At 55.2% G+C, this 21,848-nt stretch carries 22 protein-coding genes, 4 tRNA genes and 1 pseudogene; 14 read left to right on the forward strand and 13 right to left on the reverse strand.

Translation table 11 applies throughout. The features are described from left to right. Window positions 1-77 precede the first annotated feature (77 nt). Both hemF and amiA read right to left on the reverse strand, forming a co-directional pair. Window positions 78-977, reverse strand: a complete 900-nt coding sequence (hemF, locus tag ACOTZP_RS09805) for an oxygen-dependent coproporphyrinogen oxidase (protein WP_022648957.1) — start codon at window positions 975-977, stop codon at window positions 78-80. After that, window positions 977-1,852 carry an N-acetylmuramoyl-L-alanine amidase AmiA gene (gene amiA, locus ACOTZP_RS09810; protein ID WP_023306670.1) on the reverse strand — a complete coding sequence of 292 codons (876 nt, stop codon included), beginning with the start codon at window positions 1,850-1,852 and terminating at the stop codon, window positions 977-979. The genes hemF and amiA overlap by 1 nt, the downstream gene beginning before the upstream one ends. A gap of 212 nt (window positions 1,853-2,064) precedes the next feature. On the opposite strand from amiA, the gene ACOTZP_RS09815 reads away from it, so the two are divergent. From ACOTZP_RS09815 to pdxK, 10 genes are all read left to right on the forward strand, one after another. After that, window positions 2,065-2,490: a GNAT family acetyltransferase gene (locus ACOTZP_RS09815; protein ID WP_003861292.1), complete on the forward strand. Its 426-nt coding sequence runs from the start codon at window positions 2,065-2,067 to the stop codon at window positions 2,488-2,490. Next, window positions 2,477-2,926 carry a DUF2919 domain-containing protein gene (locus tag ACOTZP_RS09820; protein ID WP_192970372.1) on the forward strand — a complete coding sequence of 150 codons (450 nt, stop codon included), beginning with the start codon at window positions 2,477-2,479 and terminating at the stop codon, window positions 2,924-2,926. Before ACOTZP_RS09815 ends, ACOTZP_RS09820 begins: the two co-directional genes overlap by 14 nt. 63 nt (window positions 2,927-2,989) lie before the next feature. Then, entirely contained in the window at window positions 2,990-3,565 is a 576-nt protein-coding gene (locus ACOTZP_RS09825; protein ID WP_032623819.1) for an RpoE-regulated lipoprotein, read from the forward strand. A 92-nt stretch (window positions 3,566-3,657) separates the two neighbouring features. Continuing rightward, the gene (locus tag ACOTZP_RS09830; RefSeq protein ID WP_032676148.1) at window positions 3,658-4,557 is read left to right on the forward strand and encodes a Dyp-type peroxidase; all 900 of its coding nucleotides are present in this window, start codon (window positions 3,658-3,660) and stop codon (window positions 4,555-4,557) included. Window positions 4,558-4,733: 176 nt separating this feature from the next. Continuing rightward, window positions 4,734-5,747, forward strand: coding sequence for a sulfate ABC transporter substrate-binding protein (locus ACOTZP_RS09835; RefSeq protein ID WP_022648952.1), 1,014 nt, complete (start codon window positions 4,734-4,736; stop codon window positions 5,745-5,747). Further along, the gene (gene cysT, locus ACOTZP_RS09840) at window positions 5,747-6,580 is read left to right on the forward strand and encodes a sulfate/thiosulfate ABC transporter permease CysT (RefSeq protein ID WP_022648951.1); all 834 of its coding nucleotides are present in this window, start codon (window positions 5,747-5,749) and stop codon (window positions 6,578-6,580) included. Before ACOTZP_RS09835 ends, cysT begins: the two co-directional genes overlap by 1 nt. Next, window positions 6,580-7,455: a sulfate/thiosulfate ABC transporter permease CysW gene (gene cysW / locus ACOTZP_RS09845; RefSeq protein WP_003861305.1), complete on the forward strand. Its 876-nt coding sequence runs from the start codon at window positions 6,580-6,582 to the stop codon at window positions 7,453-7,455. Before cysT ends, cysW begins: the two co-directional genes overlap by 1 nt. Further along, window positions 7,445-8,539, forward strand: coding sequence for a sulfate/thiosulfate ABC transporter ATP-binding protein CysA (cysA, locus tag ACOTZP_RS09850; protein ID WP_022648949.1), 1,095 nt, complete (start codon window positions 7,445-7,447; stop codon window positions 8,537-8,539). The genes cysW and cysA overlap by 11 nt, the downstream gene beginning before the upstream one ends. Before the next feature lie 67 nt (window positions 8,540-8,606). After that, a complete protein-coding gene (gene cysM, locus ACOTZP_RS09855) occupies window positions 8,607-9,518 on the forward strand; it encodes a cysteine synthase CysM (RefSeq protein WP_193543920.1) in 912 nt (303 codons plus the stop codon). Window positions 9,519-9,523: 5 nt separating this feature from the next. Further along, entirely contained in the window at window positions 9,524-10,360 is an 837-nt protein-coding gene (pdxK, locus tag ACOTZP_RS09860) for a pyridoxine/pyridoxal/pyridoxamine kinase (RefSeq protein ID WP_022648947.1), read from the forward strand. Window positions 10,361-10,404: 44 nt separating this feature from the next. On the opposite strand, the gene crr is transcribed toward pdxK, so the two are convergent. From crr to cysZ, 5 genes are all read right to left on the reverse strand, one after another. Next, window positions 10,405-10,908, reverse strand: a complete 504-nt coding sequence (gene crr, locus ACOTZP_RS09865) for a PTS glucose transporter subunit IIA (protein WP_022648946.1) — start codon at window positions 10,906-10,908, stop codon at window positions 10,405-10,407. A gap of 43 nt (window positions 10,909-10,951) precedes the next feature. After that, window positions 10,952-12,679 carry a phosphoenolpyruvate-protein phosphotransferase PtsI gene (ptsI, locus tag ACOTZP_RS09870; protein WP_022648945.1) on the reverse strand — a complete coding sequence of 576 codons (1,728 nt, stop codon included), beginning with the start codon at window positions 12,677-12,679 and terminating at the stop codon, window positions 10,952-10,954. A gap of 45 nt (window positions 12,680-12,724) precedes the next feature. Further along, a complete protein-coding gene (gene ptsH / locus ACOTZP_RS09875) occupies window positions 12,725-12,982 on the reverse strand; it encodes a phosphocarrier protein Hpr (protein ID WP_000487600.1) in 258 nt (85 codons plus the stop codon). Between the two features lie 317 nt (window positions 12,983-13,299). After that, window positions 13,300-14,271 (reverse strand): cysteine synthase A, encoded by a 972-nt coding sequence (gene cysK, locus ACOTZP_RS09880; RefSeq protein ID WP_006811453.1) that lies wholly within the window; start codon window positions 14,269-14,271, stop codon window positions 13,300-13,302. 163 nt (window positions 14,272-14,434) lie between these two features. After that, complete coding sequence (gene cysZ / locus ACOTZP_RS09885) at window positions 14,435-15,196, reverse strand: sulfate transporter CysZ (protein ID WP_022648944.1); 762 nt, start codon at window positions 15,194-15,196, stop codon at window positions 14,435-14,437. A gap of 229 nt (window positions 15,197-15,425) precedes the next feature. Here cysZ and zipA point away from each other — a divergent pair, with 229 nt between their 5' ends. The 3 genes from zipA to ACOTZP_RS09900 all read left to right on the forward strand — a co-directional run bounded on the left by zipA (window position 15,426) and on the right by ACOTZP_RS09900 (window position 18,722). After that, a complete protein-coding gene (zipA, locus tag ACOTZP_RS09890; RefSeq protein WP_022648943.1) occupies window positions 15,426-16,421 on the forward strand; it encodes a cell division protein ZipA in 996 nt (331 codons plus the stop codon). A 68-nt stretch (window positions 16,422-16,489) separates the two neighbouring features. Then, window positions 16,490-18,505, forward strand: coding sequence for an NAD-dependent DNA ligase LigA (gene ligA / locus ACOTZP_RS09895; protein ID WP_032623825.1), 2,016 nt, complete (start codon window positions 16,490-16,492; stop codon window positions 18,503-18,505). 1 nt (window position 18,506) lies between these two features. Then, window positions 18,507-18,722, forward strand: a complete 216-nt coding sequence (locus tag ACOTZP_RS09900; protein ID WP_003861328.1) for a DUF3820 family protein — start codon at window positions 18,507-18,509, stop codon at window positions 18,720-18,722. Here the strand turns inward: ACOTZP_RS09900 and ACOTZP_RS09905 are convergent. Beyond that, complete coding sequence (locus tag ACOTZP_RS09905; RefSeq protein WP_022648941.1) at window positions 18,719-19,714, reverse strand: bile acid:sodium symporter family protein; 996 nt, start codon at window positions 19,712-19,714, stop codon at window positions 18,719-18,721. The two genes, ACOTZP_RS09900 and ACOTZP_RS09905, sit on opposite strands and share 4 nt — an antisense overlap. 89 nt (window positions 19,715-19,803) lie before the next feature. Here ACOTZP_RS09905 and ACOTZP_RS09910 point away from each other — a divergent pair, with 89 nt between their 5' ends. Then, a complete protein-coding gene (locus ACOTZP_RS09910) occupies window positions 19,804-20,745 on the forward strand; it encodes a LysR family transcriptional regulator (protein ID WP_032676151.1) in 942 nt (313 codons plus the stop codon). On the opposite strand, the pseudogene ACOTZP_RS09915 reads toward ACOTZP_RS09910, so the two are convergent. The 5 genes and pseudogenes from ACOTZP_RS09915 to ACOTZP_RS09935 form a co-directional block, all read right to left on the reverse strand. Continuing rightward, window positions 20,736-21,077: pseudogene (locus ACOTZP_RS09915) on the reverse strand (FlxA-like family protein). The gene ACOTZP_RS09910 and the pseudogene ACOTZP_RS09915 overlap by 10 nt on opposite strands. Window positions 21,078-21,214: 137 nt before the next feature. Beyond that, a tRNA-Lys gene (locus ACOTZP_RS09920) sits at window positions 21,215-21,290 on the reverse strand. A gap of 4 nt (window positions 21,291-21,294) precedes the next feature. Next, window positions 21,295-21,370: transfer RNA gene (locus ACOTZP_RS09925), tRNA-Val, on the reverse strand. 29 nt (window positions 21,371-21,399) lie between these two features. Next, a tRNA-Val gene (locus tag ACOTZP_RS09930) sits at window positions 21,400-21,475 on the reverse strand. A gap of 41 nt (window positions 21,476-21,516) precedes the next feature. Then, window positions 21,517-21,592: transfer RNA gene (locus tag ACOTZP_RS09935), tRNA-Val, on the reverse strand. Window positions 21,593-21,848 lie beyond the last annotated feature (256 nt).

Here is a 21,848-nt window from a genome sequence, read left to right on the forward strand (position 1 = left end):
TAGGGGAGAGGGGACTGCTCTGAGCCGTCTTTTCACCCTCGCCCCTTTGGGGAGAGGGCCGGGGTGAGGGGTAAGGGTTAAACCCAGTCCCGAACCTTAATAAACTCACTCAAGGCAGCCTCCGGGCTGCCTTCTTTTGGCGCGTAGCTGTATTCCCAGCGCACCAGCGGCGGCATCGACATCAGAATGGACTCCGTGCGCCCGCCGGTTTGCAGGCCAAACAGCGTCCCGCGATCCCACACCAGATTAAACTCCACATAGCGCCCGCGACGGTAGAGCTGGAACTCACGCTCGCGCACGCCGTAGTCGGTGTCTTTGCGGCGTTCGACAATCGGAAGATAGGCGTCGGTAAAGCCTTCACCCACCGCGCGCATAAAGCTGAACGCGGTATCAAAATCCGGCGTGTTGAGATCGTCAAAGAACAGCCCGCCGATGCCGCGCTGCTCGTCGCGATGCTTCAGATAGAAATAATCATCGCACCACTTTTTGTATTTCGGGTAAACGTCTTCGCCAAACGGCAGGCAGAGGTCGCGCGCGGTGGTGTGCCAGTGCACGGCGTCCTCTTTAAAGCCATAGTAAGGCGTTAAGTCGAAACCGCCGCCAAACCACCAGACCGGATCGGCTCCCGGTTTTTCCGCGATGAAAAAGCGCACGTTGGCGTGGCTGGTTGGCACAAACGGGTTATGCGGATGCACCACCAGCGATACGCCCATCGCCTCGAAGCTGCGGCCCGCCAGTTCAGGCCGATGCGCCGTGGCGGACGCTGGCATTGCATCACCGTGGACGTGGGAGAAGTTGACCCCGGCCTGTTCAAAAATACCGCCGTTACGCAGCACGCGGCTGCGCCCGCCGCCGCCCGCTTCGCGCTGCCAGGTGTCTTCCTGGAATTCACCGCCGTCTGCGGCGGTCAGTTTCTGGCAAATCGCGTCCTGGAGCTGCATCAGGAAAGTTTTGACCAGCTGTGCATTCGGTTTCATCAACGTTTCCTGGAGTGCGCTTTTTGATTATCGAACCAGTTGAAATAACTGATGACCCCGGAGGCGATGGCGTTCGCGATCTTCTGACGAAACGCCTTAGTGCCGAGTAAACGCTCTTCTTCCGGGTTGGTAATGAACGAGGTTTCCACCAGCACGGACGGAATAGACGGTGACTTCAGCACCACAAACGCGGCCTGCTCGGTGCTTTTACTGTGCAGACGGTGCACGGGCTTAATCCGTTTGAGGATATGCGAGCCGAGCGTCAGGCTGTTTTTGATGGTATCGGTCTGCACGAGATCGAACAGAACCTGCTGCAACAGATGGTCTTTGTCGGTGGCTTTTTTCCCGGCCACTTCATCCGCCCGGTTTTCGCGATCGGAGAGGTATTTCGCCATGGCGCTACTGGCGCCACGGTTGGAGAGCGCAAATACCGAGGCGCCTGCGGCGGAAGGGTTTGTGAAGCCATCCGCGTGAATGGACATAAACAGGTCTGCGCCGTGCTTGTGGGCAATCTCCACGCGATCGTACAGCGGGATAAACGTGTCGCCTGTGCGCGTCAGGCGGGCGTCAATACCGTTGCTGCGTAAAATTGCGCGTACATTTTTTGCAATTGCCAGCACGACGTGTTTTTCTTTCGACCCGTTTCGGCCAATGGCGCCGGTGTCGATCCCGCCGTGGCCCGGATCGAGCATGACCAGACGCTTTGCGCCAGCTTTTTTGGTTTTCGGCTTGCTGTGTCCGTTACTGGTTTTAAGCGTGCTCTCTTCTTTTGCCTGAGCCTGCTTTGCGATACCCGATAACGTTAAGGCCGCCAGCCCCGCTTTGAGAACCTGACGACGCGATGTGAGTGCTTTTAATGGTTTGAATGTGCTCATGCGGCCTGAATTGTAAAAATTGGGGTCCTGGTGTTATATCGTATCGTGTTTCCCGTTACGACAGTCCTTATTGAGAATTGTTTTACTTTTCATTTCAATACGTGACAAAGTGACATTATGCCAAATTTTGGCGAGTTTTTCCCCGGTTATTGGCTAAACGCCCTGTTCACGCCATAATCACTGTTTTTAAACCCGAAAAGGCGGTTAATACCATGGAGATACGCGTTTTTCGCCAGGAAGATTTCGAAGAGGTGATCACCCTTTGGGAGCGCTGCGATCTGCTGCGTCCGTGGAACGATCCGGAAATGGACATCGAACGGAAGGTGAATCACGACGTCAGTCTTTTTCTGGTCGCTGAGGTCAACGGCGAAGTGGTCGGGACGGTGATGGGTGGGTACGACGGCCACCGCGGCTCGGCCTACTATCTGGGCGTGCACCCGGAATATCGCGCGCGCGGCATCGCCAACGCGTTGCTTAACCGTCTGGAAAAGAAACTGATCGCCCGTGGCTGCCCGAAAATCCAGATTATGGTCCGGGAAGATAACGACGTGGTGCTGGGCATGTATGAACGTCTGGGCTACGAGCACGCGGATGTACTGACGCTGGGTAAGCGCCTGATCGAAGATGAAGAGTACTGAGTTCCACCCTGGCGACTACGACGTTCACGGTCGTCTGCGTCTGCCTTTTTTGTTCTGGTGCGTTCTGCTGTTGCAGGCCCGCACCTGGGTGCTGTTCGTGATGGCTGGCGCGTCGCGCGGGCAGGGCGATACGTTACTGAATCTCTTTTATCCCGATCACGATGCGTTCTGGCTGGGGTTACTGCCGGGCGTACCGGCGGTCCTGGCGTTTCTGTGCAGCGGACGGCGGCAAGCCATTCCGCGCTTCTGGCGCGCGCTTCGCTGGCTGTTAATCCTGGCGCAGTTTGTGCTTCTGGTCTGGCAACCCTTGCTCTGGCTGTACGGCGAGCCGCTTTCGGGTATCGGGACTGCACTGGTGGTGGCGGATATCGTCGCGCTGCTGTGGCTGGTCACGAATCACCGTTTACGCGCCTGTTTTACGCAAGAGCCAGATTAAAACGGCACTTTTTGCCGATACTGCACTCCAACAAGCGTTGATTTACTACGTAAGGACGTCTCAATGAAATCGCTGCGTTTACTTTTATGCGCTCTCCCGCTGGCGTTAACCGGCTGTTCCACGCTCTCATCCATCAACTGGTCTGCGGCCTATCCGTGGAACTGGTTTGGCTCCTCAATGGAAGTGACCGAGCAGGGCGTGGGCAAAATCACCGCCTCGACGGCGCTGGATCAGGATGCCATTCAGGATGCCATCGGCAGTGATTATCGCCTGCGCAGCGGCATGAAAACCGAGAACGGCAACATCGTGCGCTATTTCGAAGCGTTGAAAGATGACAAGGTGGCAATGGTCATCAACGGCGATAAAGGTACGGTCAACCGCATTGCGGTGATGGATGAAGAGATCCCGACCTCAGGTGGCGTGAAGGTGGGAACGCCGTTTGGCGAACTCTATCAGAAAGCGTTTGGCCACTGCGCCAGTGTGCCATCGGAGGAGAGCGTGGCGGTCGAGTGTAAGGCCGACGGCAGCCAGCATATTAGCTATGTGTTCAGCGGCACCTGGAACGGTCCGGAAGGGTTAATGCCGTCTGACGACACCCTGAAAAAGTGGAAAGTGAGCAAAATTATCTGGAAGCAGTAATTTGCGCCTGAGCAAGCCGCCTCGCTGAAATCCAGGTATAATAGCCGCCATCAATGCCACGCTGTCGTGGCATCTTTATTTCAGGAGGAGCGATGTCTCAGGTTCAGAGTGGCATTTTGCCAGAACATTGCCGGGCGGCGATTTGGATTGAAGCCAACGTCAAAGGGGACGTGGATGCCCTGCGCGCGGCCAGCAAAGTTTTCGTTGATAAACTGGCCACCTTCCAGGCCAAATTCCCCGAAGCCCATCTGGGCGCGGTGGTTGCCTTTGGCAGCACCGTCTGGCGTCATCTGAGCGGCGGCGAAGGCGCAGAAGAGCTGAAAGACTTTATTCCTTATGGCAAAGGTCTTGCGCCCGCCACCCAGTATGACGTTCTGATCCATATCCTCTCCCTGCGTCACGACGTGAACTTTTCTGTCGCTCAGGCTGCGATTGAGGCCTTTGGTGACAGTATCGACGTGCAGGAAGAGATCCACGGTTTCCGCTGGGTGGAAGAGCGCGATTTGAGCGGCTTCGTCGACGGCACCGAAAACCCGGCCGGGGAAGAGACGCGTCGCGAGGTGGCTGTAATCCAGGATGGCGTGGACGCGGGCGGCAGCTATGTGTTCGTCCAGCGCTGGGAGCATAACCTCAGGCAGCTTAACCGCATGAGCGTGCATGACCAGGAGATGATGATTGGCCGTACCAAAGATGCCAATGAAGAGATTGACGGCGATGCGCGTCCGGTCACTTCCCACCTGTCCCGCGTTGACCTTAAAGAAGACGGTAAGGGGCTGAAGATTGTTCGCCAGAGCCTGCCGTACGGCACCGCGAGCGGTACGCACGGCCTGTACTTCTGCGCTTACTGCGCACGCCTCTACAACATCGAACAGCAGCTGCTGAGCATGTTTGGCGATACCGACGGTAAGCGTGACGCGATGCTGCGCTTCACCCGCCCGGTGACCGGCGGCTACTACTTTGCGCCGTCCGTTGAGCGCCTGCTGGCGTTGTAAATCGCTCTCCATTCGTAGGCCGGGCAAGCGTGAGCACCACCCGGCAATTTCTCCCGCACCTCTTATTCCCTTTTCTGCTTCTAAATCACCAAACGGTATATAAAACCGTTACTCCTTTAGACTCCGTTATAAATATTATGACTATAAGATAGTCATCACATTTATAAGGGTGCGCAATGGCCGTTACTGTACTGAAAAAAGGATCGCTGGCACTGGCAGGTTTACTGCTGGTGGCGCAGGCGCAGGCAACCGAGTTGCTGAACAGTTCTTATGATGTTTCGCGCGAGCTGTTTGCCGCCCTTAATCCCGCATTTGAACAGCAGTGGGCGAAAGAGAACAACGGCGACAAGCTGACCATCAAGCAGTCGCACGCTGGCTCATCTAAGCAGGCGCTGGCCATTTTGCAGGGGCTGAAAGCGGACGTGGTGACCTACAACCAGGTCACGGACGTGCAGATCCTGCACGACAAAGGCAAACTGATCCCGGCGAACTGGCAAAGCCGCCTGCCGAACAACAGTTCGCCATTTTACTCCACCATGGGCTTCCTGGTGCGCAAGGGCAACCCGAAGAACATCCACGACTGGAACGACCTGGTGCGTTCAGACGTAAAGCTGATCTTCCCGAATCCGAAAACCTCCGGCAACGCACGTTACACCTATCTGGCGGCGTGGGGCGCGGCGGACAAAGCTGACGGTAACGATAAAGCGAAAACCGAACAGTTTATGACCCAGTTCCTGAAAAACGTCGAGGTGTTTGATACCGGCGGTCGTGGCGCAACCACTACCTTCGCCGAGCGCGGGCTGGGCGACGTGCTGATCAGCTTTGAATCCGAAGTGAACAATATTCGTAAACAGTACGAAGCGCAGGGCTTCGAAGTGGTTATCCCGAAAACGAACATTCTGGCCGAGTTCCCGGTGGCGTGGGTGGATAAAAACGTTAAGGCTAACGGCACAGAAAAGGCGGCGAAAGCCTACCTGAACTATCTGTACAGCCCGCAGGCGCAGACCGTTATCACCGACTACTACTACCGTGTCAACAACCCGGACGTGATGAGCAAGCTGAAAGACAAATTCCCGCAGACCGAGCTGTTCCGCGTGGAAGATCATTTTGGCGCCTGGCCTGAGGTCATGAAAACGCATTTTGTCAGCGGCGGTGAGTTGGACAAACTGCTGGCAGCGGGGCGTAAGTAATGTTTGCAGTGTCCTCCAGACGTGTGCTGCCGGGCTTTACCTTAAGCCTCGGGACCAGCCTGCTGTTCGTCTGTCTGATTTTGTTATTACCGCTCAGTGCGCTGGTGATGCAGCTCGCTGAGATGAGCTGGTCCCAGTACTGGGAAGTGATTACTAACCCGCAGGTGGTGGCGGCCTACAAGGTCACCCTGCTGTCTGCGTTCGTGGCCTCGATTTTTAACGGCGTGTTTGGCCTGCTGATGGCGTGGATCTTAACTCGCTATCGCTTCCCTGGCCGCACCCTGCTCGACGCGCTGATGGATCTGCCGTTTGCCCTGCCGACGGCGGTTGCCGGTTTGACGCTGGCGTCGCTCTTCTCCGTGAACGGGTTTTACGGTGAGTGGCTGGCGAAGTTTGATATCAAAGTGACCTATACCTGGCTCGGTATCGCGGTGGCCATGGCCTTTACCAGCATCCCGTTTGTGGTACGTACCGTGCAGCCGGTGCTGGAAGAGTTAGGACCCGAATACGAAGAGGCCGCAGAAACGCTCGGCGCCACGCGCTGGCAGAGTTTTCGCAAGGTCGTGCTGCCGGAACTCTCTCCGGCGTTGCTGGCGGGTATCGCGCTCTCCTTTACCCGCAGCCTCGGTGAATTTGGCGCGGTCATTTTTATCGCCGGGAACATCGCGTGGAAAACCGAAGTGACCTCGCTGATGATTTTTGTCCGTTTGCAGGAGTTTGATTATCCGGCCGCGAGTGCGATTGCCTCGGTGATCCTTGCCGCGTCGCTGCTACTGCTGTTCTCGATTAACACTCTGCAAAGTCGCTTTGGTCGACGTGTGGTAGGTCACTGATGGCGGAAGTTACGCAATTGAAGCGCTATGACGCGCCCCGCATCAACTGGGGCAAATGGTTTCTGATTGGTACCGGCGTGCTGGTCTCCGCATTCATTCTCGTCGTGCCGATGGTGTACATCTTCGTTCAGGCCTTCAGCAAAGGGATTATGCCCGCGCTGCAAAACCTGGCCGATCCGGACATGCTCCACGCCATCTGGCTGACGGTCATGATTGCCCTGATCACCGTCCCGGTGAATCTGGTGTTTGGCGTATTGCTGGCCTGGCTGGTAACGCGCTTTAACTTCCCGGGGCGTCAGCTGCTGCTGACCCTGCTGGATATCCCGTTTGCGGTGTCACCGGTGGTGGCGGGTCTGGTTTATCTGCTCTTCTACGGTTCCAATGGCCCGCTGGGCGGCTGGCTGGATGAACACGACCTGCAGATCATGTTCGCCTGGCCGGGGATGGTGCTGGTGACCGTCTTTGTCACCTGTCCGTTCGTGGTACGCGAGCTGGTGCCGGTGATGCTCAGCCAGGGCAGCCATGAAGATGAAGCCGCGGTGCTGCTCGGCGCTTCCGGCTGGCAGATGTTCCGCCGCGTCACGCTGCCGAATATCCGCTGGGCACTGCTTTACGGCGTGGTGCTGACCAACGCCCGTGCGATCGGTGAGTTTGGCGCGGTGTCGGTGGTATCCGGCTCGATTCGCGGCGAAACCCTGTCGCTGCCGTTACAGATTGAATTACTGGAACAGGACTACAACACCGTCGGTTCCTTTACTGCCGCAGCGTTGCTGACGCTGATGGCGATTTTGACCCTGTTTTTGAAGAGTGTGGTGCAGTGGCGTTTAGAGAATCAGGAAAAACGTCAGCATCAGGAGGGAAATCATGAGCATTGAGATTGCCAATATTAAGAAGTCTTTTGGTCGCACCCAGGTGCTGAATGATATCTCGCTGGATATCCCTTCCGGACAAATGGTGGCGCTGCTGGGGCCGTCTGGCTCCGGTAAAACCACGCTGCTGCGTATTATCGCCGGGCTTGAGCACCAGACCAGCGGACATATCCGCTTCCACGGTACGGACGTAAGCCGTTTGCATGCCCGCGACCGTAAAGTGGGTTTTGTATTCCAGCACTACGCCCTGTTCCGCCACATGACGGTATTCGACAACATCGCGTTTGGTTTGACCGTACTGCCGCGTCGTGAGCGTCCGAATGCGGCCGCCATCAAAGCGAAAGTGACCAAACTGCTGGAGATGGTGCAGCTGGCTCATCTGGCGGACCGCTTCCCGGCACAGCTTTCTGGCGGGCAGAAACAGCGCGTGGCGCTGGCGCGTGCGTTAGCCGTGGAACCGCAAATCCTGCTGCTGGACGAACCGTTTGGCGCGCTGGATGCGCAGGTGCGTAAAGAGCTCCGCCGCTGGCTGCGTCAGCTTCATGAGGAACTCCAGTTCACCAGCGTATTCGTGACCCACGATCAGGAAGAGGCGATGGAAGTAGCCGACCGCGTGGTGGTGATGAGTCAGGGCAACATTGAGCAGGTTGACGAGCCAGAGCAACTCTGGCGTGAACCGGCGACCCGCTTTGTGCTGGAGTTTATGGGGGAAGTAAACCGCCTTCAGGGTACTATTCGCGGCGGTCAGTTCCACGTTGGCGCGCACCGCTGGCCGCTGGGGTATACCTCCGCGCACCAGGGACCGGTGGATCTGTTCCTGCGCCCGTGGGAAGTGGACGTCAGCCGCCGTACCAGCCTGGACTCACCGCTTCCGGTGCAGGTGCTGGAAGCTAGCCCTAAAGGTCACTACACCCAATTAGTGGTACAGCCCCTGGGCTGGTACACCGAGCCGCTGACCGTGGTTATGCGTGACGACGAGCCGCCGCACCGGGGGGAACGCTTGTTTGTGGGGCTGCAACACGCGCGCATTTATCATGGCAACGAGCGCATCGAGACGCGCGAGGATATTGCTCTGGCGGAGTCAGCCTGATAGGTTATTGAGTATGTTTTTCGCCCGGTGGCGTGATGCTTACCGGGCTTTTTATTGAGTAAAAATCGTGAATACACTCGAACACACCATCGGCAACACCCCTCTGGTCAAACTTCAGCGCATGGGGTGTGACAACGGCAGCGAAATCTGGGTCAAACTTGAAGGCAATAACCCGGCGGGGTCGGTGAAAGACCGGGCGGCGCTGTCGATGATTGTTCAGGCCGAAAAGCGCGGCGAAATAAAGCCCGGCGACGTGCTGATCGAAGCCACCAGCGGTAACACCGGTATCGCACTGGCGATGATAGCCGCCCTGAAAGGCTATCGTATGACGCTGCTGATGCCGGATAACATGAGCCAGGAGCGCCGTGCCGCCATGCGTGCCTACGGGGCCGAGCTGATTCTGGTGAGCAAAGAGCAGGGTATGGAAGGGGCGCGAGATTTAGCGTTAGCGATGGCGGAGCGCGGGGAAGGCAAGCTGCTCGACCAGTTTAATAACCCGGACAACCCGTACGCGCACTACACCACCACCGGCCCGGAAATCTGGCAGCAAACCGGCGGGCGCATCACCCACTTTGTCTCCAGCATGGGGACCACGGGCACGATCACCGGTGTGTCACGTTTTCTGCGCGAGCAGGAGCAGCCGGTGACGATTGTCGGCCTCCAGCCGGAAGAGGGAAGCAGTATTCCGGGCATTCGCCGCTGGCCCGCGGAGTATATGCCGGGCATCTTTAATGCGCAGCTTGTGGACCAGGTGCTGGATATTCATCAGCGCGAGGCGGAAAATACCATGCGTGAGCTGGCCGTGCGTGAAGGCATCTTCTGCGGCGTCAGTTCGGGTGGCGCGGTAGCGGGGGCGATTCGGGTGGCTAAGGCAAACCCGGGTGCAGTAGTGGTAGCGATTATTTGCGATCGCGGCGATCGCTACCTGTCGACCGGCGTCTTTGGTGAAGAGAGTTATTCGCAGGGGGCGGGGATTTAAGCGTCATGGAGATGATTTTATTCCGGGATAACACCCGGGCGCAGCAAACCGATATTGTCGCCGTTCAGTCGCAGGTGGTGTACGGCAGTGTGGGAAACAGCATCGCGGTGCCAAATATTCGCACCCATCGACTGAACGTTACCGCCGTGCCGACGGTGCTGTTCAGCAATACGCCGCACTACGACACCTTCTACGGCGGGGTGATCCCGGACGAGTGGTTCAGCGGCTACCTGAAGGCGCTGGAAGAGCGCGAGATCCTGCGCGAGCTAAAAGCGGTCACTACCGGCTATATGGGCAGCGCCAGCCAGATCGTGCTGCTGGCGCAGTGGCTGAAGGCGATCAAAGTGCAACATCCCGATCTGCTGGTGCTGGTCGACCCGGTAATCGGAGACATCGACAGCGGGATGTACGTGAAGCCGGATATTCCTGAAGCCTACCGTGAGCACCTGCTCCCGCTGGCCCAGGGCATTACGCCCAACGTGTTTGAGCTGGAAGTGCTGAGCGGCAAACCGTGCCGTACGCCGGAGAGCGCCATTGCCGCCGCGCAGGGGCTGCTGTCTGACACGCTTAAATGGGTGGCGATCACCAGCGCGCCAGTGGCTGACGATCCGCAAAATATCCACGTCGTGCTGGTGAGCGAGGAGGGCGTTACCGTAAGCGCACACCCGCGCGTTGAGACGGACCTGAAAGGGACGGGGGATCTGTTCTGTTCGGAGCTGGTGAGCGGTATCGTCGGCGGTAAAACCGTGGCCGACGCCATTCGCATGGCGGGCGACAGGGTGACTGACGTGATGATCTATACGCAGTCGAAAGGCTACGACGAGCTTATTCTGCCTGCATAAACAAAAATGGCGCCCGAAGGCGCCATTTTACCGTGCGGCAAGAATTACTTCTTGATGCGGATAACCGGGGTTTCACCCACGGTAACGCTGCCAGACAGTTTGATCAGCTCTTTGATTTCGTCCATGTTGGAGATAACAACCGGAGTCAGGGTAGACTTCGCTTTTTCTTCCAGCAGTGGCAGATCGAATTCAATTACAGGGTCGCCAACTTTAACACGCTGGCCTTCTTCCGCGATACGTTTGAAGCCTTCGCCTTTCAGTTCAACGGTGTCGATACCGAAGTGAACGAACAGTTCGATACCGCTATCGGATTCGATAGAGAACGCATGGTTGGTTTCAAAAATCTTACCAATGGTACCGTCAACTGGAGCAACCATTTTGTTGCCAGTTGGTTTGATAGCAATGCCATCACCAACGATTTTCTCAGCAAACACTACATCCGGCACGTCTTCGATATTGACGATCTCGCCGGAGAGCGGAGCAACAATCTCAATAGTTCCGGAGTCGCTATTGCTTTTGTCACCGAACAGTTTACTAAATAAACCCATTAGACTTATCTCCTAAGCAGTAATTTGGGCCGCATCTCGTGGATTAGCAGATTGTTTTTTCTTCAATGAACTTGTTAACCAGCGTCATTAACTCGTCCGTTGTCGGTTGAGCAAGAGCCTGCTCTGCTAATACCTTCGCATCTTCGAAGTTCGTGTTACGGATAATCTTCTTGATGCGCGGGATGGAAATGGCGCTCATAGAGAATTCGTCCAGACCCATACCCAGCAACAGAAGTGTAGCACGTTCGTCGCCTGCAAGCTCACCACACATGCCAGTCCATTTACCTTCTGCATGAGAAGCATCAATAACTTGCTTGATCAAATTCAGTACAGACGGCGACATTGGCTGGTAGAGATGTGAAATCATATCATTACCACGGTCAACTGCCAGGGTGTACTGCGTTAAATCATTGGTACCGATACTAAAGAAATCAACTTCTTTGGCTAAATGACGTGCAATGGTCGCGGCTGCCGGTGTTTCCACCATCACGCCGATCTCGATTGACTCGTCAAATGCTTTACCTTCGTCACGCAGTTCCTGCTTGTAGATTTCAATCTCTTTCTTCAGTGCACGCACTTCTTCAACAGAGATGATCATCGGGAACATGATGCGCAGCTTACCGAAAGCGGATGCACGCAGGATAGCGCGAACCTGGTCACGCAGGATCTCTTTGCGATCCATGGCGATACGTACGGCACGCCAGCCCAGGAACGGGTTCTCTTCTTTCGGGAAGTTCATGTACGGCAGCTCTTTGTCGCCACCGATATCCATGGTGCGGACGATAACGGCCTGCGAGCCGCACGCTTCCGCAACCGCTTTGTACGCTGCAAACTGCTCTTCTTCCGTTGGCAGGGCGTCGCGGTCCATGAACAGGAATTCAGTACGATACAGACCTACACCTTCCGCACCGTTGCGCTCAGCGCCGTCAACGTCACGTACGGTACCGATGTTAGCGCACACTTCAACCTGATGGCCGTCCAGCGTGATGGCTGGCAGATCTTTCAGTTTAGCGAGTTCCGCTTTCTCGGTAGCAACCTGCTCCTGAACGGAACGCAGCTGCTCGATCACATCGTTAGTTGGGTTGACGTAAACCACGTTGTTTACGGCATCCAGAATCAGATAGTCGTCGTTTTTCACCTGCGAGGTGACGCTACCGGTACCCACGATGGCTGGCAGCTCCAGAGAACGCGCCATGATAGAGGTGTGGGAGGTACGTCCACCTGCATCAGTAATGAAACCCAGCACCTTGTTCAGGTTCAGCTGTGCGGTTTCAGACGGGGTCAGGTCAGCGGCAACCAGGATGACTTCGTCCTGAATCGCGCTCAGATCGATGATGGCCAGACCCAGGATGTTGCGCAGCAGGCGCTTACCGATGTCACGTACGTCAGCCGCACGCTCTTTCAGGTATTCATCGTCCAGTTCTTCCAGGGCAGTTGCCTGACCTTCGATAACTTCATGCGCAGCCGCGTCGGCCGTCATGCCTTTATCTTTAATCAGGGCTATGATTTCCTGCTCCAGCTCCTCATCTTCGAGCAGCATAATGTGCCCTTCGAAGATGGCTTCTTTTTCTTCACCGAAAGTTTCGCCAGCTTTAGTTTTAATCGCTTCCAGTTGCGCAGATGCCTTGGCACGACCGCTCAGAAAACGTTCAACTTCCTGATCAACCTTGTCGGCAGAAATTTTTTTCCGGTCAATGACGATTTCGTCTTCTTTCAGCAGCAATGCTTTGCCGAAAGCGATACCCGGGGATGCTAAAATGCCTGAAATCATAACCCTACCTTACTTGTGACTGATATTGAAAAGAACCCGGTAAACTTACTCGAGTTCAGCCATCAGCTTAACCAGATGCTCAACTGCTTTCTGCTCGTCTTCACCTTCAGCGGAGATGGTAACAACGGTACCCTGAGTCAGACCCAGAGTTTGCAGCTTGAACAGGCTTTTTGCGCTAGCGCTTTTGCCGTTGGAAGTCACAGTGATTTCAGAAGTGAAGCCTTTCGCTTCTTTAACAAACTGAGCAGCAGGGCGGGTGTGCAGACCGTTCGGAGCGGTAATGGTAACTTCTTGCTGGAACATTGTATTTCCCCAACTTATAGGTTTAGTGTTGTGGAACTAAAGTCTAGCCTGGCGACTTAACTTTAGCCTGTATAGTTAGCGCTGACGTTTCAATCGTCATTAAACATTATGCAGTGAAAGCAAGACTTGAACCAAATCATAAAATCGATTCAGCAGCGCTATTTCGTTCACCGATTAATTTCGCGCATCAAAATAATTGCTGGTTTAAATACCAGACCCAACGGGGTGAAGCAATGCCAGGAGGGGTAAAACTTTGAAGCAGGCCACAAAAAAGCACCTGAAAAGGTGCTTTTTTACGCGTTTTTAACATACTGGCATCACTGTTGCAGTTCTTTCTCTGTGAACAGATCGGCAAACAGTGCTGTGCTTAAGTAACGCTCACCCGAAGACGGTAGGATAACCACAATATTCTTGTTGGTAAAGGTTTCGTCTTCCAGCAGTTTGAGAGCTGCAGCAACCGCCGCACCGGAAGAGATACCCGCCAGAATGCCTTCCTCGTCCATCAGGCGACGCGCCGTGGAGATGGCTTCTTCATTGGTGATGGCGACCACTTTATCGATCAGCTTCAGATCGAGGTTGCCTGGAATGAAGCCAGCGCCGATACCCTGTATTTTGTGCGGACCTGGTTTGATCTCTTCGCCTGCCAGCGCCTGAGCGATAACCGGAGAGTCGGTTGGCTCAACGGCAACGGTAATCAGATCTTTTTTACCTTTCGTGCCTTTAATATAGCGAGACACCCCGGTCAGCGTACCGCCGGTGCCTACGCCGGAGATAAACACATCAACCTGACCGTCGGTATCTTCCCAGATTTCCGGGCCGGTGGTTTTCTCATGAATTTCCGGGTTGGCCGGGTTGCTGAACTGCTGGAGCAGCAGATACTTTGCAGGATCGCTGGCGACGATTTCTTCGGCCTTCTGAATCGCGCCCTTCATGCCTTTCGCGCCTTCCGTGAGGACCAGATTCGCACCCAACGCTTTCAGCAGCTTACGGCGCTCAATACTCATGGTTTCAGGCATAGTCAGCGTCAGCTTATAGCCGCGCGCCGCCGCAACATAGGCCAGGGCGATACCGGTATTGCCGCTGGTGGGTTCAACCAGCTCAACGCCAGGTTTCAGCACGCCACGCTTTTCAGCATCCCAAATCATATTCGCACCGATACGGCATTTAACGCTGAAGCTTGGGTTACGAGATTCCACCTTCGCCAGAATGCGTCCATTACCGATACGGTTCAGTCGAACCAGGGGCGTATGACCGATAGTCAGCGAGTTGTCTTCATAAATCTTACTCATGGCCTGTCCTTAACTGTATGAAATTGGGATACCGACCCAGCATACCTGTTGAACAGGTATGGGGAAGTAAGGAAATCGCATATCTATATGCTGCAAGGAAATAATGGGGATCAGTATGGAATAAGGGGCGGCATAAGCCACCCCTCTTTTACACATTTTTGCATTACTTCCATAACGCGTGCTTAGCACGGTAGCAGTCCACCCACATCGCCGTCGCGCCGCAAACGGCAACGGGCATGATGAACAGATTCAGGAAAGGGATCATGGTGAACAGGCTGGTAAGGGCACCAAACTGCATATTGGCAACCTTCTGAGTGCGCAGGGCAGTGCGCATCTCTTTAAACGGCACTTTGTGGTTATCGAACGGATAATCACAGTACTGGATAGCAAGCATCCAGGCGCTGAACAGGAACCACAGCACGGGTGCGACCGTCTGGCCGATCCCGGGTACAAAATAAAGGATGAGCAGCACAATCGCCCGCGGCAGGTACCACGCAAACTTCTGCCATTCGCGCTTCATGATGCGGGGGACATCTTTCACGATCCCCAGTACGCCCGTGTCAGGCGGCGCCGCACCGGTCAGGCGCGCTTCCAGCTGTTCGGCCAGCAGACCGTTGAACGGCGCGGCTATCCAGTTAGCTATCGTCGAAAAGAAATAGCCGAAAACCAGCAGCACGGAGATAACCGCAATCGGCCAGAGCAGGTAGTCCAACCACTGTAACCAGTCCGGCACATAGCTCATCAGGGAAGGGATCCAGCTTTCCAGTCTGGTGAACAGCCACCAGAACGCGCCCCCCATCAGAATAATGTTGATCAGTAACGGCAAAACAACGAAGCGTCGAATGCCCGGCAGGGAGACCAGTTTCCAGCCCTGAGAAAAGTACCAGACCCCGCTACGTGGGGCAGAAGAAGATGTTGAAACCATACCAGGCTGTACTCCTTTTTACACAACCAGTGGAATTGCCCGCCTATATTATCCAGTTACGGGCCAATGACCAGTTCGGAAATGTTCGAAAAACCAGCAAAAAGCACGATTTAGTTCATCTTTATGCTGTGAATGCTCTGCATACACTTGCACTTGACGTAAACGGCAAATACTCTTAGTGAGTAAATGTTTGCCGTGGTGGCAAGGTGTTAGAACAACAGAGAATATAATGATGCAGGATTTGCGTCTGATATTAATCATTGTTGGCGCGATCGCCATAATCGCTTTACTGGTACATGGTTTCTGGACCAGCCGTAAAGAGCGTTCCTCTATGTTTCGCGATCGTCCACTGAAGCGCATGAAGTCCAGTCGCGAAGACGATGACGTTGAAGACGACATCGACGGTCTTGACGACGACGGCGTGGGTGAAGTTCGTGTTCATCGGGTCAATACTGCGCCCGGCGCAGCGCATGGAGAGCATGAAGCTCCCCGCGCTCCGCAGCACCAGTATCAACCACCGTATGCCTCTGCCCAGCCGCGCCAGCCAGCGCCGCCGCCAGTGGAAGAACCTGTTCGTCATCCGTCGCAGCAGCCTGTGCAACAGCAGCCCGTTGCGCCACAGCCTGTACAGCAGCAACCTGTGCAACAGCCTGCACAGCCAGTGCATCAGCCACAGCCAGTGCAACAGCCGCAGCCGGTAGAACAACCGCAGCCTGAATCTGCACCGCCTGCGCCACAGCCCGCTCCGCGCGTTGAGCCAGAGCCTGTTGTTGAGCCAGAACCGGTTGTTGAAAAGCCGCAGCGTAAAGAAGCGGTAATCATCATGAATGTGGCTGCTCATCATGGCACCCATCTGAACGGTGACGTGCTGCTCAACAGCATCCAACAGGCAGGCTTCAAGTTCGGCGACATGAATATTTTCCATCGCCACCTGAGTCCTGACGGCAGCGGTCCGGCGCTGTTCAGCCTGGCCAATATGGTCAATCCAGGCACGTTTGACCCGGAAATGACCGGTGATTTCGTCACGCCTGGGGTTACGATCTTTATGCAGGTGCCGTCCTACGGTGACGAGCTGCAAAACTTTAAGCTGATGCTACAGTCCGCTCAGCACATCGCCGACGAAGTGGGCGGTGTTGTGCTCGACGATCAGCGTCGTATGATGACGCCGCAGAAACTGCGCGAATATCAGGACCGCATCCGCGAAGTTAAGGAAGCTAACGCGTAATCGTCGCGTTTACTTCAACTCCTCCTCAACCCCCGCCTGTCGGGGGTTTTTCTCATTGATGGTGCGATATGGACTCAATCGAACAACAACTTACTGAACTGCGAACCACGCTTCGCCATCATGAATATCTCTATCATGTTATGGACGCACCGGAAGTGCCGGATGCGGAATATGACCGCCTGATGCGTGAACTGCGCGAGCTGGAAGCGCAGCACCCCGAACTGATTACGCCCGATTCCCCAACGCAGCGCGTCGGCGCGGAACCGCTGGGTGCTTTCAGCCAGGTGCGCCACGAAGTGCCGATGCTGTCGCTGGATAACGTGTTTGATGAAGAGAGTTTTCTGGCTTTCAACAAGCGCGTGCAGGATCGCCTGAAGAGCGTCGACAATCTTAGCTGGTGCTGCGAGCTAAAACTGGATGGTCTGGCCGTCAGCATTCTTTATGAGAACGGCGTGATGGTACGTGCCGCAACGCGCGGCGACGGCACCACCGGGGAAGACATCACCACCAATGTGCGCACCATTCGTGCGATCCCGCTGAAGCTGCGTGGCGATAATATTCCTGCGCGGCTGGAAGTGCGCGGGGAAGTTTTCCTTCCGCAGGCGGGGTTTGAGAAGATCAATGAAGAAGCGCGTCGTACCGGGGGTAAAGTGTTTGCAAACCCGCGTAACGCGGCGGCAGGTTCGCTGCGCCAGCTCGATCCGCGTATCACCGCGAAGCGACCGCTTACTTTCTTCTGCTACGGCGTCGGGATCCTGGAAGGCGGTGACCTGCCGGATACCCACCTGGGTCGTTTAATGCAGTTCAAAGAGTGGGGTTTGCCGGTAAGCAACCGCGTGCAGCTTTGCGACTCTCCAGAGGCGGTGCTGGCGTTCTATCACAAGGTTGAAGAAGATCGTCCCACGCTTGGGTTTGATATTGATGGCGTAGTGATCAAGGTTAACTCCCTGGCATTGCAGGAACAGTTGGGTTTTGTTGCCCGGGCGCCACGCTGGGCAGTGGCCTTTAAGTTCCCGGCGCAGGAGCAGATGACCTTCGTTCGCGACGTGGAATTTCAGGTAGGACGTACGGGTGCGATTACGCCTGTGGCGCGTCTGGAGCCTGTGCAGGTGGCTGGCGTGCTGGTCAGTAACGCTACGCTGCATAACGCCGATGAAATTGCCCGTCTGGGGCTGCGAATTGGTGACAAAGTGGTGATTCGCCGCGCGGGCGATGTGATCCCGCAGGTGGTTAACGTAGTGGAATCAGAACGTCCTGCCGATACCCGTGCCATCGAGTTTCCTGCCCATTGTCCGGTATGTGGTTCGGACGTTGAGCGCGTGGAAGGTGAAGCGGTAACGCGCTGTACGGGCGGGTTAATCTGCGGCGCGCAGCGTAAAGAGTCCCTGAAGCACTTTGTCTCCCGCCGGGCGATGGACGTCGACGGAATGGGTGACAAGATCATCGACCAGTTAGTTGAGAAAGAGTATGTCCATACGCCAGCGGACCTCTTTACCCTGACGGCAGGTAAGCTGACCGGTCTTGATCGTATGGGGCCGAAATCTGCCCAGAACGTGGTCAATGCGCTTGAGGCGGCCAAAAATACTACCTTTGCCCGTTTCCTTTACGCGCTAGGCATTCGTGAAGTCGGAGAGGCGACGGCGGCAGGGCTGGCGGCGTATTTCGGCACGCTGGAGGCTCTTGAGAAAGCCACCATCGACGAACTACAGAAAGTCCCTGACGTTGGTATAGTGGTCGCTACCCACGTCTTCAACTTCTTCGCCGAAGAGAGCAACCGTGAAGTGATCGGTAAATTACTGGAACAGGGCATTCACTGGCCCGCACCGGTAGTGGTTAATGCAGAAGAGATCGACAGCCCGTTTGCCGGTAAAACGGTGGTGCTGACCGGCAGTCTGAGTCAGCTTTCACGCGATGACGCGAAAGCGCGCTTGGTGGCGCTTGGGGCAAAAGTGGCGGGAAGCGTGTCAAAGAAAACCGACCTGGTGATCGCCGGGGAAGCGGCCGGTTCGAAGCTGGCAAAAGCGCAGGAGCTCGGCATCGAGGTGATCGATGAAGCGGAAATGATGCGCCTGTTAGGAGAGTGATGTGGAAAAAGAGCAGCTCGTTGAGATCGCCAATACGGAGATGCCGTTCGGTAAATATAAGGGCCGCAGGCTGATTGATTTACCGGAAGAATATCTGCTGTGGTTTGCCCGTAAGGATGAGTTTCCTGCCGGGCGTCTTGGCGAGCTGATGGCTATCACATTACTGATCAAAACAGAGGGGCTGACCCAGCTGGTGCAGCCCCTGAAACGTCCTTAAACTTTCGCGGCGCGGGTCTCTTCCTGCGCCAGCTTTTCAGTCTGTGCCTTGTAACGCCGCGCCAGTACCGCACACACCATCAGCTGGATCTGATGGAAAATCATCAGCGGCAGTACCATCATCCCAATGACCGACGTCGGGAACAGAATATTGGCCATCGGGATCCCGTTGGCCAGGCTCTTTTTCGATCCACAGAATACGATGGTGATTTCATCGGCCTTATTGAAGCCGCATTTGCGGGCCACAAAGACGTTAACCGCGATCACAATTGTCAGCAGAACAATGCTTACCACCACAATAAACAGCAGCGATCCTGCGCCCACCCTGTGCCAGATGCCGTTCACCACGGCTTCGCTGAAGGCCGTGTAAACCACCAGCAGAATGGAGCTTTGGTCCGTTTTCCCGATCCATTTTTTGTGTTTCGCCACAAACGCCCCAATCCAGGGGCGGGATAAGTGTCCGAGCACAAACGGCAGTAGCAGTTGCAGACAAATTTTACCCACCTGCTCCAGATTACCTTCTGCACCATGCATGTTCATCAGCAGACCGACCAGCAGCGGTGAAACAAAGATCCCGAGCAGGCTGGAAGCCGAAGCAGAACATACCGCCGCCGCGACGTTGCCGCCCGCCAGCGAGGTAAAGGCAATAGCAGACTGCACGGTGGCCGGCAAAATGCACAGATAAAGGAAACCGGTATAGAGTGCCGGATCGACATTCACCGGCGCCCACCAGGCAAACAGCACGCCCAGAACAGGGAAGAGGATAAAGGTGCTGCACATTACCCAGAGGTGCAGTCGCCAGTGGCTACCGCCTGCAATAATGGCTTCCCGGGAGAGTTTGGCGCCATGCATAAAGAACAACAGGGCAATGGCTGCCGTGGTCAGCCCTTCAATGACCGGAACGAAACCGCCCCGCGCCGGGAAGAACGAGGCCAGCAAGACGACACCAATCAGGGTCAGCGTAAACGGATCAAGGATACGAAAAAGTTTCATAATCACTCCTGAAAACAGATGCCGCTATTGTGCTTTCTTCCCTTTGAGAAATAAAATTGATTTATTGCATCCATTCATGAATTAAATAGATGAATTATTCACTACGTCAGCTTCGTGTTTTCGTCACCGTCGCGCAGGCCCACAGCTTCAGTCGGGCAGGGGAGATGATTGGCCTCAGCCAGTCGGCGGTGAGCCATAGCGTGAAAGAGCTGGAAACTCAAACCGGCGTGAAACTGCTCGACCGCACGACGCGCGAAGTGGTGCTCACCGAAGCGGGACATCAGCTGGCAACGCGTCTGGAAAGGCTGCTGGATGAACTGAACAGTACGCTGAGGGACGTCGGACGGCTTGGACAACAGCTTTCCGGTACCGTGAGAGTGGCGGCGAGCCAGACGATTTCGGCGCATCTTATTCCCCAATGCATCGCTGAAAGTAATCACCGCTATCCGGATATCGATTTTGTTTTGCACGACAGGCCGCAGCAGTGGGTACTGGAAAGTATTCGTCAGGGGGATGTGGATTTCGGGATTGTTATTGATCCCGGAGCGGTAAGCGACCTGGAATGTGAAGTGGTACTCTCGGAACCCTTTTTATTGCTCTGCCGCGATGATGATCCTCTGGCATCGCTGTCGCAGGTGGCCTGGCAAGCCTTACAGGGGGCAAACCTGGTGTTACAGGATTATGCATCAGGTAGCCGCCCGCTGATAGATGCCGCACTGGCCGCACAGGGCGTAAAGGCAACCATTGTGCAGGAGATTGGGCATCCTGCCACGCTCTTCCCCATGGTCGAAGCGGGGATTGGGATCAGCGTTCTGCCTGCGCTGGCGCTTCCACTGCCGCAGGGAAGTCGTTTAACGGTGAAGCGTTTCCTGCCCTGTATTGAACGCCAGCTGATGCTGGTACGCCGTAAAAACAGGTCTCTTTCCGGAGCGGCACACGCCTGCTGGGATGTGGTGCGTATGCAGGCCAGGCGTCTGATGGAGGCCCGCACGCGCGATCCACTTTTTAACGAAACCAATGATCAGATATAGATATCAATCTGATGTTCTGCGGAGGGTTTATTGACGCCTTCCGCCACGGCCTGACCGCTTTCCTGTTTTGGCATCGCCTCTTCTGCCTGCTGACGCTGCAATTGCGCCAGCTGTGCCTGCAACATGGCCAGCTGAGATTCGAGCAATTCTTGCTGCTTTTGCTTTTCTTCCGCTGTGGCATCACCCATGGCGACTTCTTTGAGTTGCTAAGTGACTTTCGTTATCTGTTTGGTCAGACGGGTGATCTGAGAAGCAATGTCGTTTCCGCCGGAGCTGTTATCTACGCTGCCGATTTCCATCGCCGACAGAGAAACGGGCTTAAGAGTTGTCATATTGAGATCCTTTTCGCCATAAAATAGAGGTATCGGCAAAGAAGGCGTGAGCTTGAGTAAAACAAGCGGTTTGGCTGCAATGGGGATGTGCTATATCGCAGATAGCAAAAAAGCGCCTTTAGGGCGCTTTTTTACATTGGTGGGTCGTGCAGGATTCGAACCTGCGACCAATTGATTAAAAGTCAACTGCTCTACCAACTGAGCTAACGACCCGAAATGGTGGGCGATGACGGGCTCGAACCGCCGACCCCCTCCGTGTAAAGGAGATGCTCTACCAACTGAGCTAATCGCCCATTTCGGAACTGCTACGATAAGGTGAGAATGGTGGGCGATGACGGGCTCGAACCGCCGACCCCCTCCGTGTAAAGGAGATGCTCTACCAACTGAGCTAATCGCCCAATCTCAATTCTTATCTACACTGCGAGTCTACCGAAGTAGATGGTGGGTGATGACGGGCTCGAACCGCCGACCCCCTCCGTGTAAAGGAGATGCTCTACCAACTGAGCTAATCACCCCCGCTGTGTGGAGTCGCATTATAGGGAGAGTTGAAAATGAGTCAACGCATTTTCTAAAGTTTTTATTCGTTCGTCGTAAAATTAGTCAAAACGATCGCAAAACGGACTGTGGTGCATGATTTCTAAACAAAAACAGCAATCTCGAACCGGATAAAGTGATCGACATTGAGGAATCGGCCCACAGTGATAGAATATTGCCCATTGTTTTCTTCCCAGGATTTGCCGATTACCGGCATCTTTATAACGTAAGGCCATT

This window comes from Enterobacter cloacae complex sp. SYL001, assembly GCF_049237025.1.
GTDB lineage: Bacteria > Pseudomonadota > Gammaproteobacteria > Enterobacterales > Enterobacteriaceae > Enterobacter > Enterobacter intestinihominis.

Coding starts and splice junctions, on each gene's coding strand:
- ACOTZP_RS09825 (WP_032623819.1), top strand. CDS start 2,990: ATGAAATCGCTGCGTTTACTTTTATGCGCTCTCCCGCTGGCGTTAACC.
- cysW (WP_003861305.1), top strand. CDS start 6,580: ATGGCGGAAGTTACGCAATTGAAGCGCTATGACGCGCCCCGCATCAAC.
- ligA (WP_032623825.1), top strand. CDS start 16,490: ATGGACTCAATCGAACAACAACTTACTGAACTGCGAACCACGCTTCGC.
- ACOTZP_RS09830 (WP_032676148.1), top strand. CDS start 3,658: ATGTCTCAGGTTCAGAGTGGCATTTTGCCAGAACATTGCCGGGCGGCG.
- ptsI (WP_022648945.1), bottom strand. CDS start 12,679: ATGATTTCAGGCATTTTAGCATCCCCGGGTATCGCTTTCGGCAAAGCA.
- ACOTZP_RS09905 (WP_022648941.1), bottom strand. CDS start 19,714: ATGAAACTTTTTCGTATCCTTGATCCGTTTACGCTGACCCTGATTGGT.
- cysT (WP_022648951.1), top strand. CDS start 5,747: ATGTTTGCAGTGTCCTCCAGACGTGTGCTGCCGGGCTTTACCTTAAGC.
- crr (WP_022648946.1), bottom strand. CDS start 10,908: ATGGGTTTATTTAGTAAACTGTTCGGTGACAAAAGCAATAGCGACTCC.
- hemF (WP_022648957.1), bottom strand. CDS start 977: ATGAAACCGAATGCACAGCTGGTCAAAACTTTCCTGATGCAGCTCCAG.
- pdxK (WP_022648947.1), top strand. CDS start 9,524: ATGGAGATGATTTTATTCCGGGATAACACCCGGGCGCAGCAAACCGAT.
- cysK (WP_006811453.1), bottom strand. CDS start 14,271: ATGAGTAAGATTTATGAAGACAACTCGCTGACTATCGGTCATACGCCC.
- ptsH (WP_000487600.1), bottom strand. CDS start 12,982: ATGTTCCAGCAAGAAGTTACCATTACCGCTCCGAACGGTCTGCACACC.
- amiA (WP_023306670.1), bottom strand. CDS start 1,852: ATGAGCACATTCAAACCATTAAAAGCACTCACATCGCGTCGTCAGGTT.
- ACOTZP_RS09820 (WP_192970372.1), top strand. CDS start 2,477: ATGAAGAGTACTGAGTTCCACCCTGGCGACTACGACGTTCACGGTCGT.
- ACOTZP_RS09835 (WP_022648952.1), top strand. CDS start 4,734: ATGGCCGTTACTGTACTGAAAAAAGGATCGCTGGCACTGGCAGGTTTA.
- cysA (WP_022648949.1), top strand. CDS start 7,445: ATGAGCATTGAGATTGCCAATATTAAGAAGTCTTTTGGTCGCACCCAG.
- ACOTZP_RS09815 (WP_003861292.1), top strand. CDS start 2,065: ATGGAGATACGCGTTTTTCGCCAGGAAGATTTCGAAGAGGTGATCACC.
- zipA (WP_022648943.1), top strand. CDS start 15,426: ATGATGCAGGATTTGCGTCTGATATTAATCATTGTTGGCGCGATCGCC.
- cysZ (WP_022648944.1), bottom strand. CDS start 15,196: ATGGTTTCAACATCTTCTTCTGCCCCACGTAGCGGGGTCTGGTACTTT.
- ACOTZP_RS09910 (WP_032676151.1), top strand. CDS start 19,804: ATGAATTATTCACTACGTCAGCTTCGTGTTTTCGTCACCGTCGCGCAG.